General features: G+C 72.9%; 20 protein-coding genes. 7 read left to right on the top strand and 13 right to left on the bottom strand.

The window, feature by feature from the left end:
- Window positions 1-62: 62 nt before the first annotated feature.
- The 3 genes from OG254_RS02330 to OG254_RS02320 form a co-directional block, all read right to left on the bottom strand.
- Window positions 63-812 carry an SDR family NAD(P)-dependent oxidoreductase gene (locus OG254_RS02330; protein WP_405576816.1) on the bottom strand — a complete coding sequence of 250 codons (750 nt, stop codon included), beginning with the start codon at window positions 810-812 and terminating at the stop codon, window positions 63-65.
- 110 nt (window positions 813-922) lie between these two features.
- On the bottom strand, window positions 923-1,684 hold the full coding sequence (locus OG254_RS02325) for a YqjF family protein (RefSeq protein ID WP_405576814.1): 762 nt from the start codon (window positions 1,682-1,684) through the stop codon (window positions 923-925).
- A gap of 46 nt (window positions 1,685-1,730) precedes the next feature.
- Window positions 1,731-2,381: a TetR/AcrR family transcriptional regulator gene (locus OG254_RS02320; RefSeq protein WP_405576812.1), complete on the bottom strand. Its 651-nt coding sequence runs from the start codon at window positions 2,379-2,381 to the stop codon at window positions 1,731-1,733.
- Between the two features lie 57 nt (window positions 2,382-2,438).
- Here OG254_RS02320 and OG254_RS02315 point away from each other — a divergent pair, with 57 nt between their 5' ends.
- Window positions 2,439-3,125 carry a class II aldolase/adducin family protein gene (locus OG254_RS02315; protein WP_405576810.1) on the top strand — a complete coding sequence of 229 codons (687 nt, stop codon included), beginning with the start codon at window positions 2,439-2,441 and terminating at the stop codon, window positions 3,123-3,125.
- Window positions 3,122-4,051, top strand: coding sequence for a carbohydrate kinase family protein (locus tag OG254_RS02310; protein ID WP_405576808.1), 930 nt, complete (start codon window positions 3,122-3,124; stop codon window positions 4,049-4,051). Before OG254_RS02315 ends, OG254_RS02310 begins: the two co-directional genes overlap by 4 nt.
- 7 nt (window positions 4,052-4,058) lie before the next feature.
- On the opposite strand, the gene OG254_RS02305 is transcribed toward OG254_RS02310, so the two are convergent.
- Together OG254_RS02305 and OG254_RS02300 are read right to left on the bottom strand one after the other, a co-directional pair.
- A complete protein-coding gene (locus OG254_RS02305; protein ID WP_351197829.1) occupies window positions 4,059-4,418 on the bottom strand; it encodes a VOC family protein in 360 nt (119 codons plus the stop codon).
- Window positions 4,419-4,585: 167 nt separating this feature from the next.
- On the bottom strand, window positions 4,586-5,341 hold the full coding sequence (locus tag OG254_RS02300; RefSeq protein ID WP_405576806.1) for a DUF4232 domain-containing protein: 756 nt from the start codon (window positions 5,339-5,341) through the stop codon (window positions 4,586-4,588).
- 214 nt (window positions 5,342-5,555) lie between these two features.
- Between OG254_RS02300 and OG254_RS02295 the strand changes: the two genes are divergently transcribed.
- The gene (locus OG254_RS02295; RefSeq protein ID WP_405576804.1) at window positions 5,556-6,926 is read left to right on the top strand and encodes a helix-turn-helix domain-containing protein; all 1,371 of its coding nucleotides are present in this window, start codon (window positions 5,556-5,558) and stop codon (window positions 6,924-6,926) included.
- Between the two features lie 42 nt (window positions 6,927-6,968).
- Here OG254_RS02295 and OG254_RS02290 read toward each other — a convergent pair whose 3' ends face one another.
- Window positions 6,969-7,847, bottom strand: a complete 879-nt coding sequence (locus tag OG254_RS02290; RefSeq protein WP_405576802.1) for a helix-turn-helix domain-containing protein — start codon at window positions 7,845-7,847, stop codon at window positions 6,969-6,971.
- Window positions 7,848-7,991: 144 nt separating this feature from the next.
- On the opposite strand from OG254_RS02290, the gene OG254_RS02285 reads away from it, so the two are divergent.
- Window positions 7,992-8,207, top strand: a complete 216-nt coding sequence (locus OG254_RS02285; RefSeq protein ID WP_405576800.1) for a tautomerase family protein — start codon at window positions 7,992-7,994, stop codon at window positions 8,205-8,207.
- Window positions 8,208-8,245: 38 nt separating this feature from the next.
- Here the strand turns inward: OG254_RS02285 and OG254_RS02280 are convergent, their stop codons facing one another.
- The 4 genes from OG254_RS02280 to modA all read right to left on the bottom strand — a co-directional run bounded on the left by OG254_RS02280 (window position 8,246) and on the right by modA (window position 11,628).
- Window positions 8,246-8,665 (bottom strand): molybdopterin-binding protein, encoded by a 420-nt coding sequence (locus tag OG254_RS02280; protein WP_405576798.1) that lies wholly within the window; start codon window positions 8,663-8,665, stop codon window positions 8,246-8,248.
- A gap of 163 nt (window positions 8,666-8,828) precedes the next feature.
- A complete protein-coding gene (locus OG254_RS02275; RefSeq protein WP_405576796.1) occupies window positions 8,829-9,932 on the bottom strand; it encodes an ABC transporter ATP-binding protein in 1,104 nt (367 codons plus the stop codon).
- Window positions 9,929-10,792, bottom strand: a complete 864-nt coding sequence (gene modB / locus OG254_RS02270; protein ID WP_351198126.1) for a molybdate ABC transporter permease subunit — start codon at window positions 10,790-10,792, stop codon at window positions 9,929-9,931. The genes OG254_RS02275 and modB overlap by 4 nt, the downstream gene beginning before the upstream one ends.
- An 11-nt stretch (window positions 10,793-10,803) precedes the next feature.
- Window positions 10,804-11,628 (bottom strand): molybdate ABC transporter substrate-binding protein, encoded by an 825-nt coding sequence (gene modA, locus OG254_RS02265; protein WP_405576794.1) that lies wholly within the window; start codon window positions 11,626-11,628, stop codon window positions 10,804-10,806.
- Between the two features lie 268 nt (window positions 11,629-11,896).
- On the opposite strand from modA, the gene OG254_RS02260 reads away from it, so the two are divergent.
- The 3 genes from OG254_RS02260 (at window position 11,897) to OG254_RS02250 (ending at window position 14,708) form a co-directional block, all read left to right on the top strand.
- Entirely contained in the window at window positions 11,897-12,379 is a 483-nt protein-coding gene (locus OG254_RS02260; RefSeq protein WP_405576792.1) for a molybdopterin-dependent oxidoreductase, read from the top strand.
- A 136-nt stretch (window positions 12,380-12,515) separates the two neighbouring features.
- Window positions 12,516-13,442 (top strand): LysR substrate-binding domain-containing protein, encoded by a 927-nt coding sequence (locus OG254_RS02255; protein WP_405576790.1) that lies wholly within the window; start codon window positions 12,516-12,518, stop codon window positions 13,440-13,442.
- A gap of 105 nt (window positions 13,443-13,547) precedes the next feature.
- Complete coding sequence (locus OG254_RS02250; protein WP_405576788.1) at window positions 13,548-14,708, top strand: NAD-dependent formate dehydrogenase; 1,161 nt, start codon at window positions 13,548-13,550, stop codon at window positions 14,706-14,708.
- A 25-nt stretch (window positions 14,709-14,733) separates the two neighbouring features.
- Here OG254_RS02250 and OG254_RS02245 read toward each other — a convergent pair whose 3' ends face one another.
- The 3 genes from OG254_RS02245 to OG254_RS02235 all read right to left on the bottom strand — a co-directional run bounded on the left by OG254_RS02245 (window position 14,734) and on the right by OG254_RS02235 (window position 17,613).
- Entirely contained in the window at window positions 14,734-15,129 is a 396-nt protein-coding gene (locus tag OG254_RS02245; RefSeq protein WP_351198017.1) for a helix-turn-helix transcriptional regulator, read from the bottom strand.
- Between the two features lie 76 nt (window positions 15,130-15,205).
- Window positions 15,206-16,198 (bottom strand): TAXI family TRAP transporter solute-binding subunit, encoded by a 993-nt coding sequence (locus OG254_RS02240; protein ID WP_405576786.1) that lies wholly within the window; start codon window positions 16,196-16,198, stop codon window positions 15,206-15,208.
- Window positions 16,195-17,613: an ATP-binding protein gene (locus tag OG254_RS02235; protein ID WP_405576784.1), complete on the bottom strand. Its 1,419-nt coding sequence runs from the start codon at window positions 17,611-17,613 to the stop codon at window positions 16,195-16,197. The genes OG254_RS02240 and OG254_RS02235 overlap by 4 nt, the downstream gene beginning before the upstream one ends.
- Between the last annotated feature and the right edge of the window lie 2 nt (window positions 17,614-17,615).

The raw sequence follows: 17,615 nt of genomic DNA, 5'->3' as shown, positions 1-17,615 counted from the left end.
GGGCCCGGACCGGGAAGACCGGTCCGGGCCCCTCGCGTTCGCCGTGCCGAGCCCGCGGCGCCTCAGTCCACGATGGCGCCGCAGGAGATGTTCACGTCCGTCGCGGTGAGCGTACGAGCCCGGTCGGAGGCGACGAAGGCGGCCACGTCACCGACGTCCGCGAGGGTCGCGGCGCGTCCGAGCTGCGTCGCCCCGACCAGGCTGTCGACGATCGCGTCCCCGCCGGGGAACCCCTCGGGCAGGGTTTCCGGCACACCGCCGGTCTTCAGGGTCACGACTCGGATGCCGTGCGGGCCCAGCTCGATGGCCCACTGGCGGCGCAGTCCCTCCAGGGCGTCCAGCGCGATCTTGAAACCGCCGAGGCCGGGCAGTGTCTGCGGCCCGCCGCCGCCGAAGGCGAGGATCACTCCGGTGCCGCGCGCGGTCATGTGCCGGGCCGCCGCCCGCGTTGTCAGGAACTGCGACCGCATCGCGGTCACGATGGGCTGGAGGAAGTCCGCCTCCGAGATCTCCATCAGCGGTTTCTGGACGTCTCCGTAGCCGATGGCGTTGAACGAGACGTCGATCCGCCCGGCCCGCGCGGCGACGCCGTCGACGAAGGAGTCAACCGCCGACTCGTCGCGCGCGTCGACCACGGCGGTCTCCGCCTCGCCGCCCGCGGCACGGATGTCCTCGGCGAGCTTGTCCAGCGGTGCCGCGGTTCGCCCGGCGAGGAAGACCCGCGCTTCCTCGCGGGCGAAGGCGCGCGCGGCGGCCCCGCCGATGGCGCCACCCGCGCCGTACACCACAGCGACCTTGTCCTTCAGCAACATGATCGATCTCCGTTCCGAACCGGCTACCGGCCGTGCGGCCGCATGGCGCGGCGCCGGCCCTCATCCGATACGTCGGCGCCGGGCACGGAAATTCGACACGCGCATGCCGGTCAGGGCGTGGGGATGCCCGCGGGGCGCGCCGGACGGCCGAGCCGGACGGGGACGCCGGGGGAATACAGCACGCTGACCGGGGCGGAACTCGGGGCCGGCAGTCCGGCCGCCGTGATCAGGTTCTCCTCGCAGGTGAGCAGCTCGGCGCGGTACAGGGGCCAGCGAGGGTGATGATTGGGCAGGTACGCCAGCGGCTCGGGCTCGCCGAAGAAGGCGTTGTGCATGCCCCAGCGGGCGGTGAGGAAGTGCTCCAGCTCGGTGGGCTCCTCGATGCGCTCGCCGGTGCGCACGGTGAGGTGGCTGGACGCGCCGCGCGGGCCGGGCCAGCGGCGGGAACTGGTGTAGGTGACCGTGTCGCTGGACGGTTGGACGGTCATCCGGGACCACAGATACGGCAGCCGGAAGCCGACGCGTCCCATCACGACCGGGATCAGCCGTGCGGCGTCCATCGACCGGAACACGACACCGCGCCGCCCGTGCTCGTCCACCGAGTACAGACGCACATTGGTCTCCGGAAAGGTCCCGAGATACGGCACTCCGGGCATCCGCAGCCAGCCGACCCGATGCATCCGGAAGGCGACCAGGCCGACGTACGTGACCCCGTCGTGCGTGTCCGGAACGGTGCCCCTCGGCAGCAGCCCCGCCACCACGTCCGGCTCGACGGCCCAGTGGATGAAGGTGAGGTCGAGCCACTCCTGGGTGAGGAGAGGGATGCGTATGCGTCCGGGGGCGTCCGGAGTGACCGGCGTGGGTTTCAGCACCACGCCAGGATGCCAGAGCCGACTCCGCCGTTCGCGGAGCCCCAGGTCAGCGATAGCGCGCGGTGACGCCGGCGAGGTACCCGCGCAGCATGAGCCTCGCCTCGTCGAGCAGACCCGGATCACCCTCGGGATCCCGGCGGAACGCCTCCTGCGCGAGGGCGTCGGCGGCGAGGACCGCGGCGTGGCAGGCGCGGGCGAGCGCCTCGTCGTCCCGGGCGAGGCCCAGGGCCAGCAGGATGCGCCGGATGCCGTCCGCCATCCGGCGTTTGTGCTCGCGGTCCGCCGACCGCGTCTGCTCGGTGAGGCTGCTGCCGAACCACAGGGCTCTGAAGCCGTGTTCAGTGCGGTAGATAGCGGCGTAGGTGTCGATGAGCACGCCGACCGGGTCGCCCCACTTCTCGGTCGTCGCGGCCCGGACCAGGTCGTCCATGGTCGCCTCCAGCCGGGCGAAGTAGCCCGCCGCGAGGGCGTCGACGATGGCGTCCCGGTCGGGCAGGTACTGGTACAGCGAACCGACCGAGACCTTGGCCTCCGCCGCGATCCGGGTCGTCGTCAGCGCCTGCGGCCCCTCGCGGACCAGGACGCGTTCCGCGGCCTGCAGGACCCGGGCCAGCCGGGCCCTGCTGCGCGCCTGTTGGGGAGTGCGGCGCAGCGGGACCTGCCAGGTGCCGCCGGGCTCCGGGGGCGGATCGCCCATGTGCGGCCTCCGAATGTGAACGTGACTTTGTTTCAGCTTTAGGCTAGCGTCGCGAACATGACAGGCTCAAGCTCGGTGCTGGGTCAGGAGCGCGCCGCCGTGGCCGAGGCGTGCCGTCGACTGGGGGCGCAGGGGCTGCTGATCGGCACGGCCGGCAACGTCAGCACACGGGTGGACGACCGAGTCGCGATCACGGCGACCGGCGCGGTCCTCGCCGAACTCACGGCGGACCAGGTGACCGTGGTCGACCTCCACGGAGCCGTCGTGGCCGGCACGTTCGAGCCGACCTCCGAACTCGACCTGCACCTGGGCGTCTACCGCCGCTATGGCGCGGGCGCGGTCGTCCACACGCACGCTCCGATGGCGACCGCGCTGTCCTGCGTCCTCGACGAACTGCCCTGCATCCACTACCAGTTGCTCGCCCTCGGCGGCTCGGTGCGGGTCGCGCCGTACGCCACCTTCGGCACACCCGAGCTCGCCGAGTCCGTCCTGACGGCGCTGGACGGCCGTAGCGCGGCGCTGATGGCCGGCCACGGCGCGCTCACCCACGCCCCGACACTGAGCAAGGCGGTCGAACACGCGCTGCTGCTGGAGTGGGCGTGCGGCGTCTACCAGCACGCCGCAGCCGTCGGCACGCCCCGCGTCCTCGACGAACAGCAGCAACTCGGCGTGATCGAGGCCGCGCTCGCCCGGAACTACGGCACCACCCACCCCGTACCACCCGTGCAGGAGGGAAACCGATGAAGGTCGTCACGCTGGGCGTGCATGTGCTGGACGTGCTGGTGCGGCCTGTCGAGGCCATACCCGAGGGCCAGGGCGCGACACTGGTCGAGGACATCAGGATGACGGCCGCCGGCACGGCCGGCGGCACCGCGCTCACCCTCGCCAAGCTCGGCGCCTCGGTCCACAGCGCCGGGGCGATCGGGTCGGACCCCACCGGCGACATGCTGGTCCAACTCCTCGACAGGGCAGGCATCGACACCCGGTTCCTCGTCCGCCGCACGGACACCGCCACCTCCGCGAGCGTCCTGCCCATCCGCCCGAACGGCGACCGCCCCTCCCTCCACCTCCTGGGCGCCAACATCACCTACGGCCCCGACGACGTGCCCTGGGACGCCATCGCCGAAGCGGACCACCTGCACCTCGGCGGCCCCGAGCTGATCGGTGTCGACACCGCCACGCGCATCCTGTCGCACGCCAAGGAGCACGGCGTGGCCACCTCCATGGACCTTCTCGCGCCGGGCGAGCTCGGCAGCTTCGACCAGATCGAGTCCGCGTTGCCTTTCGTCGACCACATGCTGCCCAACGAGGACCAGGTCCTCGGCTTCACCGGCGAGCAGGACCTGATCGCGGGCGCACGCAAGCTCCTCGCCGCCGGGGCCGGCCTGGTCGCGGTCACGCGGGGCGGGGACGGCGCGCTGCTGGTGACCCCGGACACCGCGGAGCAGGTACCCGCCTTCGCGATCGACGTCGTGGACACCACCGGCTGCGGCGACGCGTTCTCGGCCGGGTTCGTCCGCGGCACGGGTCTGGGGCGGACGCCGTACGCCTCGGCCGTCCTCGGCTGCGCGGCGGCGGCCCTGGTGGCGCAGGGACTCGGCAGCGATCACGGGGACTTCGACCTCGCCGCCGCGGATGCCTTCGCGGCGACACACAAGCCTCGCGCGTGAGGTGCCGTCAGTCGTCCCGGTGGTTGACGATGTTGAGGACGTTGCCGTCGGGCGCGCGGACGAGAAACCTGCGCAGGCCCCACGGTTCGTCGGTGAGCGGGTGGACGATCTCGTAACCGCGGCGGAGCGCGTCGGCGTAGGCCTGGTCGACGCCCGCGCCGACGCGGACCGAGACGGCGGCGAGCTCGGGCGCGCTCGCGTCGCGGGTCACCAGCTGGATCTGGGCCCGCCCGTCGGGTGACCGGTAGCGGGCGACCCAGCCCATGTCGAAGTCCTGGACGCTCAGGCCGAGGTAGCCGGTGTAGAAGTCGCGTGCGGCGGCGATGTCGGGGACGTGGAGGTTGGGCGTGATGCCGGTGGGCTCCATCGTGATTCCTTTCCGAACCTGTCTGGCGCGCCCCCGACGCTACGCTTCCCCCGCCCCCGTGGCGTGCACCGGCGCCCGTCGGCCGCGGACCGTGCGGCCTCCGGGGCACCGAAGTGCCCCGGAGGCCCCGGGGATCAGCCCGAGTCGTCGTTCCCCCGAGTCGCCGTTCAGTTGAGGGCCGTCTCGATGTCCGTCTGCCAGTAGGTGACGCTCAGGGCGCTGTCGTAGTGGACGCCCTTGGCCGGCAGGGAGGGCGTGGCCGACGGGCCGCCGTCGCTGTTCGGGGTCCTGCCCTGGAAGGCGATCGTGAGCTTGCGACCGGTGTCGCCTCCCATGCCGCTGCCGTCGGCCGCGCTGAGCAGGACGCCCGCGTAGCCGGACGCGCCCGGGTCCAGGATCGTCACGGCCTGCGGCTTGGTGTCCTCGATCGCCTGCGGCACCCACTGCATCTCGTCGAAGCGGAGCACCGGGTAGTACATCAGACCGCACGGCTTCGAGCCGGTGTTGGTGACGGTGAGCAGCACGTGGTTGAGCGGGCGGGGGACCGGCTGGGCCGTGGTCCGGGTGTTGGAGCCGTTGCAGATGGCGAGGTCGCTCGGGGCGTCGTCGTCCTTGCCCCCCTTGTCGGCGCTGCCGCCGGAGCCGTTCTGCGCCGAGTCGCCCGGCTGGGAGGTCTGCCCGGAGCCCTTTCCGGAGCCGGTGCTCTGCGACGACTGGCCCTGCGACGACTGGCCCCCCGACGACTGGCCCTGCGACGACTTGTCCTCAGCCGGCTTCGTCTCCTGCGTCGTCGAGGTCGGCGACCCCGAAGCTCCGGCGCCCTCGTCGCGGGTGCCGGAGCCGTTCTCGCAGGCGGTGAGCGAGAGGGCGGTCAGGGCGGCGCCGGTCGCGGCGAGGAGGCGGGCGTGGCGGAAGGTGCGCATGGCTGATTCCTTGTCCGTGCAAAGGGTTTGGGCGCATCCGCTCGACCGGTTGCCGGGAGCGGCGTGCTTGGATGACCAGAGCATGATCCGGGTCCCGTCCCGGCCGCCACGTCCGGCGGGCGATGAGGGACACTGGAACGACTGGAACGCGTCTGACCTGGTGAAATGCCCTTCCCCTGGAACGGGGGAATGGGACCTGGGGGAGGGAGGAACGGTGTCGGAAGGCACTGCGGCGGCCGATTTCGCTGCATTCCTGAGGCAGTTGAAGGACCGCTCGGGACTCAGCTACGGAGTCCTCGGCAAACGGCTGCACATGAGCACGTCGACGCTGCATCGGTACTGCAACGGCGACGCCGTGCCCACCGACTACGCGCCCGTGGAGCGGCTGGCCCGGCTGTGCAAGGCATCGCCGGACGAGTTGGTGGAGCTGCACCGGCGGTGGGTGCTGGCGGATGCGCTTCGGGGGAGGAAGGGGGCGGGGGACGCGCAGACTCCCTCCGACAGCGCGACCGTCGTGCCCGACCCGCTTGAGACCGTGTCGGTTACCGGCGATACCTCTGCGGCCGTGTCCCGCCCCGCCAGCCCTCCTGCAGCCGTGTCCGCCCCCGCCGACCCTCCCGAGGTCGCGTCCGCTTCCGCCGACACCCCGGGCCCCATCCAGCCCGACCGTCCGCAGCGCCCTCGTCGCCTCCAGCGCCGTACCGCCGTCCTCGCCGGTGTCGGCCTGGCCGTCGTCCTCGGCGGCGCCGCGCTGGCTGTGAGTCTGCCGTCGGGCGGGGAGCAGGGCGACGCGGGCCGGGGCAGCGCCGTCGGCGCCGCCGCCTCGAAGGACGCATCCGGCCGTCCGGCGAAGAGCGAGGAGAGCGCGTCGGCGTCCCCGTCGAAGAGCACCGAGCCCGACCGGCCGAAGTCCCCCTCGCCCTCTGCGACCTCGACGAAGGGCACGGGAAACGGCGGGGCAGGCACGGCCGACAAGCCGGACTCCAAGCCTCCCCTCACCGTGCACACCCGGCCGTACAGCTGGGAGGGCCCCTGCTCCCAGCACTATCTGATCGACCGGCCCGCGACGGAGGTCGGTCCGCCGCCGGTGGAGCAGGACGCGCCGGCCTGGGTCGGGGCGTACAAGGCGGTGTCGGCAGGGGAGCAGCTGCTGACGCTCACCGTCCAGGGCACGGGGGAGGAGACGGTGGTCGTCGACGGCCTGAAGGTCCGGGTGGTCGGCAAGGACACGCCACCGGTCTGGAACGACTACGTGATGGGCGTCGGGTGCGGAGGCAACGTGCCGACCCGGCCCTTCACCGTGGCACTCGACGGCGCTCGGCCGACCGTCGTCGCCGGTGCCGGGCAGCGGGACTTCCCGTTCAAGGTGAGCGAGTCGGACCCGGAGGTCTTCGAGGTCACGGCCGACGCGTCGGCGTACGACGTGCGGTGGTACCTGGAGCTGGCGTGGTCCAGCGGTGACCGCAAGGGCACGCTGGTCGTCGACGACGGCGGGAAGCCGTTCCGGACGAGCGGCAACAATGGGCGTCCGGCGTACGAGTTCCCGCTCGGCGGCCAGAAGTGGCTGAACTCCCCAGAGGGGTGAGCGCGGCTCCCGAGCCGGTGTGCCCGGCGAGCTCGCCGGCCCTCAGACGGCCCGTTCCTCACCCGCCGCCGACATGTCCTGGCGTCCGATCACGGGGAGCAGTTCCAGCCGCGCCGCGCCCTGCGAGCCCGGCGGCGCGGTGAACCACAGCAGCCGCTGGTGGCCGTCCTCGCTGAACAGGCTGTGGCAGTCCACCTCGATGACGCCGAGCGTGGGATGGACGATCCGCTTGTGATCGGCCCGGCGCACGCCCACGTCACCGGTGTCCCACAGCGCGGTGAACTCCTCGCTGGACCGCCGCAGTCGGGCCACCAGCCCGGCGATCCCGGCGTCCCGGCCGTGCCGGGCGGCCACCGCCCGCAGGTCGGAGACGAACACGGCGGAGTGGTGGGGGTGGTCCTCGGGCGGATACAGGTCGCGCGAGGACGGCTCTGTGAACCAGCGGTAGAGGAAACCGGTCGTGGGGCCGGCCGCCGCCGGCGCGCCGACCGGCGGATGTGCTCCGACCAGGGCGGCGCCCAGTGCGTTCTGCGCCAAGGTCTCGTGGAGAGCGGTGATGACCATGGCGGGCGTCGTGGTGAGCCGGTCGAGCAGGCTGAGCAGGCCGGGCTCGACGTGTGCGGCCGGGCCGTGCGCGGCCGGGGGGATACGGCGGTCCGCCAGGTGGAAGAGGTGGTCGCGCTCGTCCCTGCTCAGCCGCAGCGCGCGCGACAGGGCGGCCAGCGTCTGGTCGGAGGGCTGTGCCCCTCGGCCGCGCTCCAGCTCCGTGTAGTAGTCCGCGGACAGGCCGGCCAACTGCGCCACCTCCTCGCGGCGCAGACCCGGGACGCGACGGCGGGGCCCGGCCGTGAGCCCGACATCGCGGGGCCGCACACGGGCGCGCCGGGACTTGAGGAACGCGGCGAGTTCGGAGAGGTTCACGCCGCCCATCCTGCCCCCGACCGGCCCGCCCACCCAGGGGATGGCAACCCCAGGGTGAGCACAGCCCTGGTCACGGGCCTGGCGCCGACCGATGGTGGAGCCCGCAAGTGCCGTTACCGACCCCGAGTCCAGGGAGCCCCCACCATGCCGTTCGCGAACTTCAAGGTCCCCGCCGGGACCCTCACCACCGAGCAGATGGAGCACCTCGTCACCGCCGCCACCCAGCTGTACGTCGACGTCTACGGCGAACGCGCCCGGGCCACCACCCTGGTGCTCGTCGAGGAGGTCCCCGACGGCGGCTGGGGCATCGGCGGCGAGGTCCTGACCCTCGCCAAGCTCCAGGAGGCACCCGGCAGTTGACCGTTCAGGACTCGCCCCCTTGGGACGCCGTACCGGGCTCAGACGGTCGCGAGCGACACCTCGGTCGACTTGAACAGGACGGTGACGGCGGAGCCCGCCGCGAGGCCGAGATCGGTGACCGCGTCCTTGGTGATGGCGGCGGTCATCTCGCCGCCGTCGACCGAGACGCGCACCGAGGCCATGGCGGCGCCCGTCGCGACCTCGCGCACCGTGCCGGACAGCCGGTTGCGGATGGACAGCCCCTCCACCGGGCCGGTCGCCAGCGCGACCTCCGTGGCCTTGACCAGGGCGTGTACGGCGGAGCCCTGCGCGAGGCCCAGGTCCTTGACGGCGTCGGCGGTGATGGCGGCGGTGACGTCCTGGCCGCCGGCGAGGCGGACCCTGACCGTCGCCATGGCCTCCCCCGGGGTGACGGAGGTGACGGTGCCGGGGATCTGGTTGCGGATGCTCAGGCTCATGGTCGTACGCCTCGCAGGGTATGGGGGATTTGCCCCCGTTCGGGGTGCTGTCCGGTCCACCGTAGTCCGGCACGTGCGCCGCCCGCGGGAACCCCGTCGCAGCCGCGAGGCAAACACCCCGCGACCCCTCGCAGACCAAGGCAGCCCTGCGACGCGCTGTCCCTCACGCCGGGTACGCGTGCGTCTGGGTGGCCTTCACTGTCGCCCACACCGTGACGCCGGGGCGCAGGTCGAGCTCGGCGGCGGCGATGGTGGTGAGGTCGGCGGCCAGCGGCAGTTCGCCGGTGAGGTCGGCGCGGATCTGGTCGCCGTGGGTCTCCAGGCCCGCCACCTCGCAGCGCCAGAGGTTGCGGGCGCTGGAGCCGGTGGGGCGCTCGCGGTGCAGGGTGACCGCGCTGGGCGGGAAGGCGACGAAGACCGGCCCGGTGAGGTCCTCGGTGGTCGTGATCGCGGGTCCCGCGTCGACGCGGACCGTGTGCCCCTGGGCCTCTCCCCGGTAGAGGTTGAGGCCGACCAGGTGCGCGATGTAGTCGGTGCGCGGATGCCGGGCGATGTCGGACGGCGTGCCCTCCTGCACGACATGGCCGCCCTCGATGACGACCAGGTGGTCGGCCAGGACCATGGCGTCCAGCGGATCGTGCGTGACGAGCACGGCGACCGCCTCGAAATCGGCCAGGTGGTGGCGGAGCTGGGCGCGGATGTCGAGGCGGGTGCGGGCGTCCAGGGCGGCGAGCGGCTCGTCGAGCAGCAGCAGCCGCGGATGGGTGGCCAGCGCACGGGCGAGGGCGACACGCTGCGCCTGACCGCCGGAGAGCCTGCGCGGCTTGCTGCCGGCGTGCTCGGCGAGACCCATGCGCTCCAGCCACCCGGCAGCCCGCGCACGGGCCTGAGCCTTGGTGGCCCCATGGCAGCGCGGCCCGAACGCCACGTTGTCCAGCGCGGACAGATGCGGGAACAGCAGGTAGTCCTGGAAGACGACCCCGACCGGCCGGGACTCCGGACGCGTACGGTCCAACTCCGCACCGTCCAGCCGGAGATGACCGTCGGACAGGGGGACGAGACCGGCGAGGGCCCGCAGGGCGGTCGTCTTGCCCGCGCCGTTGGGACCGAGCAGCGCGACCACGTCGCCGGGTGCGGCGTTCAGGGTCACGTCCAGTCGGAAGGCGCCACGCTCCACCACCAGCCGGGCGTCGAGGCCCTCACCGGTCCCGGTGCGAGCGTCGACTGTGGTCTTCTCGAAGACTGTGGTCTTCTCGGTGTCGGTCATGAGGCGGTCATCCATCGGTCACGCAACCCCGCCAGCACGGCGATCGACACGGCCAGCAGCACCAGGCTGAGGGCGATCGCCGCCTCGGGGTCGTTCTGGAGGGCGAGGTAGACGGCGAGCGGCATGGTCTGGGTACGGCCCGGGAAGTTGCCGGCGAAGGTGATCGTCGCCCCGAACTCGCCGAGCGCCCGGGCCCAGGCGAGGACGGCTCCGGCGGCGATGCCGGGGGCGATCAGTGGCAGGGTGACCCGGCGGAACGCGGTGAAGCGGGAGGCGCCCAGGGTCGTGGCGGCCTCCTCGTAGCGCGGATCGGCGGCGCGCAGCGTGCCCTCCACGCTGATGACGAGGAACGGCATCGCGACGAACGCCTCCGCCACCACCACGCCCGCCGTCGTGAACGGCAGCGTGACCCCGAACCAGTCGTCCAGCCACCGGCCCACGACGCCGTTGCGGCCGAGCGCCATCAGCAGCGCCACACCGCCGACGACCGGCGGCAGCACCAGAGGCAGGGTGACCAGGGCCCGTACGAGACCGCGCCCGGGGAACTCCACCCGGGCCAGCAGCCAGGCCAGCGGCACCCCGATCACCAGGCTCACCGCGGTCGCCGCCGTCGCGCAGACCAGGGACAACTGCAGGGCCTGCCACACCTCGGAGCTGGTCAGCAGGTCGGGCATGCTGCGCCACGGCGCCCGGATCAGCAGGGCGACGAGCGGGAGGACAAGGAAGGCCAGTCCGATCAGCGCGGGCAGGAGCAGCGGCAGCGGCGCACCCCCGCGTACGCGCCGGCCGGCACGGTCCCCGCGAACGCGGCGGCGCCGCGGGCCACCGGTCAGGGTGTCCGCGGCGTCGGCCTTGTCCATGGACGGGGAGGTCACGGCTGGAGGAACCCTGCCTCGGAAAGGACCTTCTGGCCCTCGGGGGACTGCACCAGCGCGATGAACGCCTTGGCGGCCTCGGTGTTCTGCGACTCCTTCAGCACGGTGATCGGGTAGTCGTTGATGGCGTCGGCCGACTCGGGGAACTCCACGCCCTCCACCGTGTCACCCGCGGCCTTCACATCGGTCTTGTAGACGACCGCCGCGTCGGCCTCCTTCAGCACCACCTTGTTGAGGGCGGACTTGACGTCCTCCTCGTAGGAGACCGGCGTCAGCTTCAGCTTGCTCGCGTCGACGGCCTTCTGGGCGGCGGCGCCGCACGGCACCGTCTTGTCGCACAGCACGACCTTCAGGTCCGACTCGGTCAGGTCCTTCAGGGAGGCGATCTTGTCGGGGTTGCCCGGCAGGGTCGCGATCTCCAGCTGGTTGCGGACGAAGGTGGCCGGAGTGCCGGTGGCGTCCCCGGCATCGGTGACGATCTTCATCGTCTTCGGGCTGGCCGAGGCGAACACATCGGCGGGCGCACCGCCGGTGATGCTCGCGGCGAGGGCGTCGCTGCCGCCGAAGCTGAAGGTCACCTTCGTGCCCGGGTGCTCCTTCTCGAACTCCTTGCCCAGCGTCGTGAAGCTCTCCTTCAGCGAGGCCGCCGCGAAGACGGTCACCTCGCCGGACAGCTTGTCCGACGCGGAGGCCGACGCCGAGGAGTCCGACCCGGCGGAATCCGAGTCGGAGGACGAGCAGGCACTCAGGGCCAGCAGGGCGGCGGCGCCTGCGCCGGTCACCTTCAACATCCGGCGGGTCCGGCGCACGGAACGGGTCATCACGGGTCCACTCCCCTTTGGTCCTGACGGACTCAGCTACGGTCTTTCGACGACCTCGTACCATCCGGAACGGTCCGGCCTGGATCTCCACCTGCGCCGACACATCCCCGAGGATCACGTCGGTGACGATACGCCGATGATAATGCCGCAACTGCGAGGGGAAAGTCTCCTGTCGCTTTGCATGAGCCGCATCCATCATCTGTTGGCATGGCATGTGCGTTTCTACGGGGGCGGTGTTCGGGTACGGTCACCCGGGAGGTGGTAGCCCGTGAGTCAGTCCCTCGCAGCTGCCCGTACGACCGCCGGACCGGCGGCTGAACTCGTCCTCGCCGGAGACCTGGACCACCCGGCCCGCCTCACGGTGCCCGACCTGCTCGGCTGGCCCCAGCACCGCGCGGAGGTCGCCTTCGAGTGCGCCACCAGCGGCGTGCAGAACCATCGCTTCACCGGGCCGCTCCTGCACGACGTCCTCACGGACGCCGGTCCCGTCTTCGACCCCGCCCGCCGCAAGGACCGCCTGCGCTTCCTGATCGCCGTGCGCGGCGCCGACGGCCACCGTGCCCTGCTGTCCTGGGCGGAGATCGACCCGGACTTCGGCCGTGCCCCCGTCCTGCTGGCGGTCACCCTCGACGGCACGCCGCTCGACCGTGCGGGACCGCAGCTCGTCCTGCCCCAGGACCGCTGCGGCGCCCGGTACATCAGCGGCATCGAGGCGATTCACGTGGACGGCGGATACAGCGCCTGGGACTGACGGGGAGGACGGCAGCGGGCAGGGCGTCGGCGAAGGCGGGGGCGACCGGGTTGAAGGGGCTCTCCTCGGCCGCCCGCTCCCGCACGAACCGCGACCATGCTGTACGTCGGCACACCGGAACCCCAGGGGGTCGCGCATGCTGCTGCGTCAGTTGGAGTACCTCGTCGCGCTCGCCCGCGAGCGGCACTTCGCGCGGGCGGCCGCCGCCTGCTACGTCTCTCAGCCGTCGCTGTCCGCCGCGATCCGTCGGCTCGAACGCGAACTGGACGTGCCGATCGTGCGCCGGGGCCGCCGTTACGAGGGACTGACGCCGGAGGGCGAGGTGGTCCTGGCGTGGGCGCACCGCATCCTCGCCGAGCAGGACGCACTGCGCCAGGAGTTGTCGGCCCTGCGTGGCGGCCTGACCGGCACCCTGCGGCTGGGTGTCGTCCCGACGGCCCTGCCCGTCGCCTCCCTCCTCACCACTCCCTTCTGCGAGCGGCACCCGCGCGCCGCGGTGGCCCTGGAGTCGCTGTCGTCGGCGCAGATCACCCACGGACTGGCGGAGTTCGAGCTGGACGCGGCGATGACCTACCTGGACGACGACACGCTGCGCCAGGTCCGCCGCCATCCGCTCTACGAGGAGCGGTACATGCTCCTCACCCCTGTCGACGGGCCGCTGGGAGGCTCCGACACCGCGCGCTGGTCGCAGGCCGCCGCCCTGCCGCTGTGCCTGCTGTCCCCGCGGATGCGCAACCGGCGGATCATCGACGACTGCTTCGCCGCCGACGGCGCCACGGCGGCCCCCGCCATCGAGACGGACAGCGTCGCCGGGCTCTACGCCCATCTGCCCGGCGGCCGCTGGTCGAGCGTGATCTCTCACGCGTGGCTGCACATGTTCGGGGTGCCGGAGGGGATGCGGGTGGTCCCGCTGGAGGGCCCCGCGCACGGACCACGCGTCGGGCTGGTCGTCGCCCGCAGCGAACCCCAGTCGGTCCTGGCGCAGGCGCTGCTGAAGGTGGCACGCGAGGCGGGCGTGCGCGACGCATTGGAGGCACGTCTGCGGACGTATCTGCGCAGCTGATAGCCGCGGCCTATCCGGGCATAGCGAGGTTCGCTTTGACCAGGGCGTTCGGCGACGAGGATCGTGAACCGCATCTTCCCGCAACGCCAGTTGAGGAGCCGCGACATGGCCAAGGTGCTCTGCGTCCTGTATGACGACCCCACCGACGGATACCCGAAGGCGTACGCCCGCGACGACCTGCCGGCCATCGACCACTACCCCGGCGGCCAGACCACCCCCACTCCCGAGGCCGTCGACTTCACCCCCGGCCACCTCCTCGGCAGCGTCTCCGGGGAACTCGGCCTGCGCGACTACCTGGAGAAGGCCGGCCACACCCTCGTCGTCACCTCCGACAAGGAGGGCGACGGATCCGTCTTCGACCGTGAACTGCCCGACGCGGACGTCGTCATCTCGCAGCCGTTCTGGCCGGCGTACCTCACCGCGGAGCGCATCGCGGCCGCCCGGAACCTGAAGCTGGCCGTCACCGCGGGCATCGGCTCCGACCACGTCGACCTCGACGCGGCCATCGCGCACGGGGTGACGGTCGCTGAGGTGACGTACTGCAACAGCATCAGCGTCGCCGAGCACGTGGTGATGACGACGCTGTCCCTGGTGCGCAACTACCTGCCGTCCCACCAGGTCGTGCGGGACGGCGGCTGGAACATCGCCGACTGCGTGGCCCGCTCGTACGACCTGGAGGGCATGCACGTCGGGACGGTCGCCGCGGGCCGCATCGGCCTTGCGGTGCTGCGGCGCCTCGCGCCCTTCGACGTGAAGCTGCACTACACCGACCGGCACCGGCTGCCGCGCGAGCTGGAGGAGGAACTCGGGCTCACCTTCCACGCGACGGCCGCCGACATGGTGCCTACTTGCGACGTCGTCACGATCAACGCACCACTGCACCCGGAGACCGAGGGCCTCTTCGGCGACGAACTGCTCGCGACGATGAAGCGGGGCGCCTACCTCATCAACACCGCCCGGGCCAGGATCGTGGACCGGGACGCCGTGGACCGCGCCCTGCGCAGCGGGCGGCTGGCGGGCTACGGAGGAGACGTCTGGTACCCGCAGCCGGCCCCCGCCGACCACCCCTGGCGCACCATGCCGCACCACGGCATGACCCCGCACATCTCGGGCTCCTCCCTCTCCGCGCAGGCCCGCTACGCCGCGGGCACCCGCGAGATCCTGGAGTCCTGGTTCGCGGGCCGCCCGATCCGCGACGAGTACCTGATCGTGGACGGCGGCGCCCTCGCCGGGACCGGCGCGCACTCCTACTCGGTCACCAAGTGAGCGCGGGGGTCACCGCCCGGCACGCTCAGACGCGGTCGATGTGCACGTTCGTCGACTTCACCCGGGCGGTGGCCTCCATGCCCACCTCCAGCCCCAACTCCTCCACGGCCTCCCGCGTCAGCAGCGACACCAGCCGGTGCGGTCCGGCCTGGATCTCCACCTGGGCGGCCACGTCCCCCAGCTTGATCGCGGTGACGATGCCGGGGAAGGCGTTGCGGACCGAGGTGTAGGAGGCGTCCTCCTCGCCGCTGCCGCCCTTGGCGAGCTCCACCGAGAAGGCGGCCAGGTCCTTCCCGTCGATGAGCCGTCTGCCGCCCTCGTCGCGATGGGTCGCCACGCGCCCCGCGTCAGCCCACCGCCGCGCGGTGTCCGGGCTCACGCCGAGCAGCCGTGCGGCCTGGCCGATCGTGTATGACTGCATGCAGGCCAAGATAGGTCAGGGGCGGGACCGGTCCGCGCACGAGGGACCCGTACGGGCGGGGCCTGCCGGCGCGCTGCTAGCCGTGCAGTTCGCGGTACGCGACGACCGCACCGGGATGCAGCGGCACGGCGCCGGTCGAGATCAGGCTGCGGGCGTCCAGGAACTGGGTGCCCAGGGCCGTGGTGGGGACGAGGTGCGTGGCGCGGCGCACCAGGACGTCGGTGAGGGCGGCGGCGACGGGGGAGGGCAGGTCGGGGCGGCACAGCAGCAGGTTGGCCACACCGATGGTGGTCACCTCGGGCGTGCCCGGGTACGCCCCCGCCGGCACCGTCACCGCCTCGAGACCCGGCCCGGAGGGCTCCGTACCGGCACGCAGGCGGGGGAGCAGCGCGGCGAGCGGCAGGAGGCGGATGCCGCGCCGGGCGCCGAGCCCGGAGAGCGCCGGCAGCGGCAGGCCGCCCGACACCAGCAGGGCGTCGATCTCACCGTCCCGCATCGCGCGTACCGCCCGCGGCAGCAACATACGGCGGACCCGGACGTCGGCACCCGGGGTCAACCCCGCGGCACGCAGCAGGCGCTCGCCGAGCACGGCGCCGCCGGACGCGGGCGCGCCCAGGGAGACGGTGTGCCCCGCCAGGTCGGCGACGGACCGGATCGGCGCGTCGGCGCGCACGGCCAACTGAAGGTAGTTCTCGTACACCCGGCCGATCGCCCGCAGGGGCACCCGCCGGGCGAACGGCTGCGAACCGCCGTACGCGGCCCACGCGATGTCGGCCAGGGACAGCGCCACATCGGCCCGGCGGGACTGCAGCATGCGTATGTTGTCCACGCTGGCCTCGCTGTTGATCACCTCGCAGGACAGCCGGGGGTAGGCCGCCCGCACCTGGTCGGCGAGCAGCAGGCCGAAGGCCGCGTAGAGGTTGCCGGACTCGCCGGTCGCGATCCGCAGCCTGCCCTGCGGGCCACGGTCCGTGTGCCGGGAGTCGGCCGTCCCGGCGGCCGCGAGCAGTCCGGTACCCGCCACGCCGAGGGCGGCGCGCAGCACGGTGCGACGAGCCGTGCCGGTCATGGCGTACGCCCCTTCGTCGTGGGCGTCTCCTGCCGGGCGCGCGGGAGCACGACCCTGACCCGCAGCCCGTGCGGTTCGGCCGACGCGAACTCGACGTGTCCGCCCCGGCCGGCCACCAGCTGCTCCGCGATCGCCAGCCCCAGGCCGCTGCCGCGTACGTCCCGATGGCGCTCGGAGCGCCAGAAGCGGGTGCCCGCCTGGGGGAGTTCGGCCCGGCCGAGCCCCGGGCCGTCGTCCCGCACCTCGAACACCGCGTCCGGGCCCGCCGCGAAACAGCGCGTCTCGACGCGGGCGCCGCTCCCGGCGTACTTGATCGCGTTGTCCAGGAGGATGTCGGCGACCTGGGCCAGCTCGCCCTCCGTGCAGGCCACCAGGACGGCGGGACCGGGGACGCGGTCGAGGTGGACGCCGCCCTGTTCGGCCACCGGGCGCCACAGCTGCGTCTGGGCGTCGGCGACCCCCGTCGCGTCGCAGGACGCCTCCGGCGCGTCCGTCACAGCCAGTTCCCCGGCGCGGTGCTCGGCGTTCGCGAGGGCGAGCAGGTCGTCCAGGAGGTGCTCCATGCGTTCGAGCTCTGCGGTCACGCCCGTGTACGTGCGGGTGGCGGAGTCGGGCAGACGGAGCTGCAGGGAGTCGATGCGCAGGCGCAGCGCGGCGAGCGGATTGCGCAGCTGGTGCGAGGTGTCGGCCACCAGGCGGCGCTGCTGTTCCAGTGCGGTGGTCACCGCGTCGGCCATGCGGTTGAAGCCGGTGGCCAGCTGCCGCAGCTCGGGCGGGCCGCCGCCCCGGGCGTGCTCGGCCGGCAGCCCCGCCGCGAGCGCGCCGACCGCGCGGTCCAGGTGATGCAGGGGCCGTACGACCCACCGCGTGGCGGCGCGGGCGAGCAGCACGCAGGCCACGGCGAACAGGCCCGCCCCGGCCAGGACCAGTGCCCAGCGCAGGGCGATGTCGTCGGCGGCGGCCCGCACCGAGGCCCGCAGCACCACGGCGCCCGACACCCGGGTGCCGGTGCCCACCGGGCGGGCGAGCAGCTTGTCGCCCCGGGACCAGGGGCGCAGCGTGCCTCCGGGCGAGACGCGCTGGTTGCGCAGCGCCGCGTCGACGAGACGGGCCACGGCCGGGTCCGCGGCGCGCAGACCTCCCGCCTCCACCACGGGGGCACGGCGGGCGTCGACGACCACGACCGCCTCGCCGTACAGCTCGGCGTACCGCGTGACCTCGGCGGTCAGCGCGCCGGTGTCACCGCTCTCGGCGGCCTGCCCGGCCAGACCGGCGAAGCGGTCGAGGTCGCCGGTGCGCGCCGCGACGAGCTGCTCCGTGCGCTGCGTGCCGGTGACCCCGAGCAGGGGCACGGCGAAACCGGCCACCGCGAGCACCGCGAAGGCCAGGACGACGGTCAGCACCCGGGTACGCATGG

The organism is Streptomyces sp. NBC_01092 (genome assembly GCF_045039535.1).
Classification (GTDB): domain Bacteria; phylum Actinomycetota; class Actinomycetes; order Streptomycetales; family Streptomycetaceae; genus Streptomyces.
Note: the sequence above shows the minus strand (reverse complement) of the source record. Positions and strands in the feature narration are given on the sequence as shown.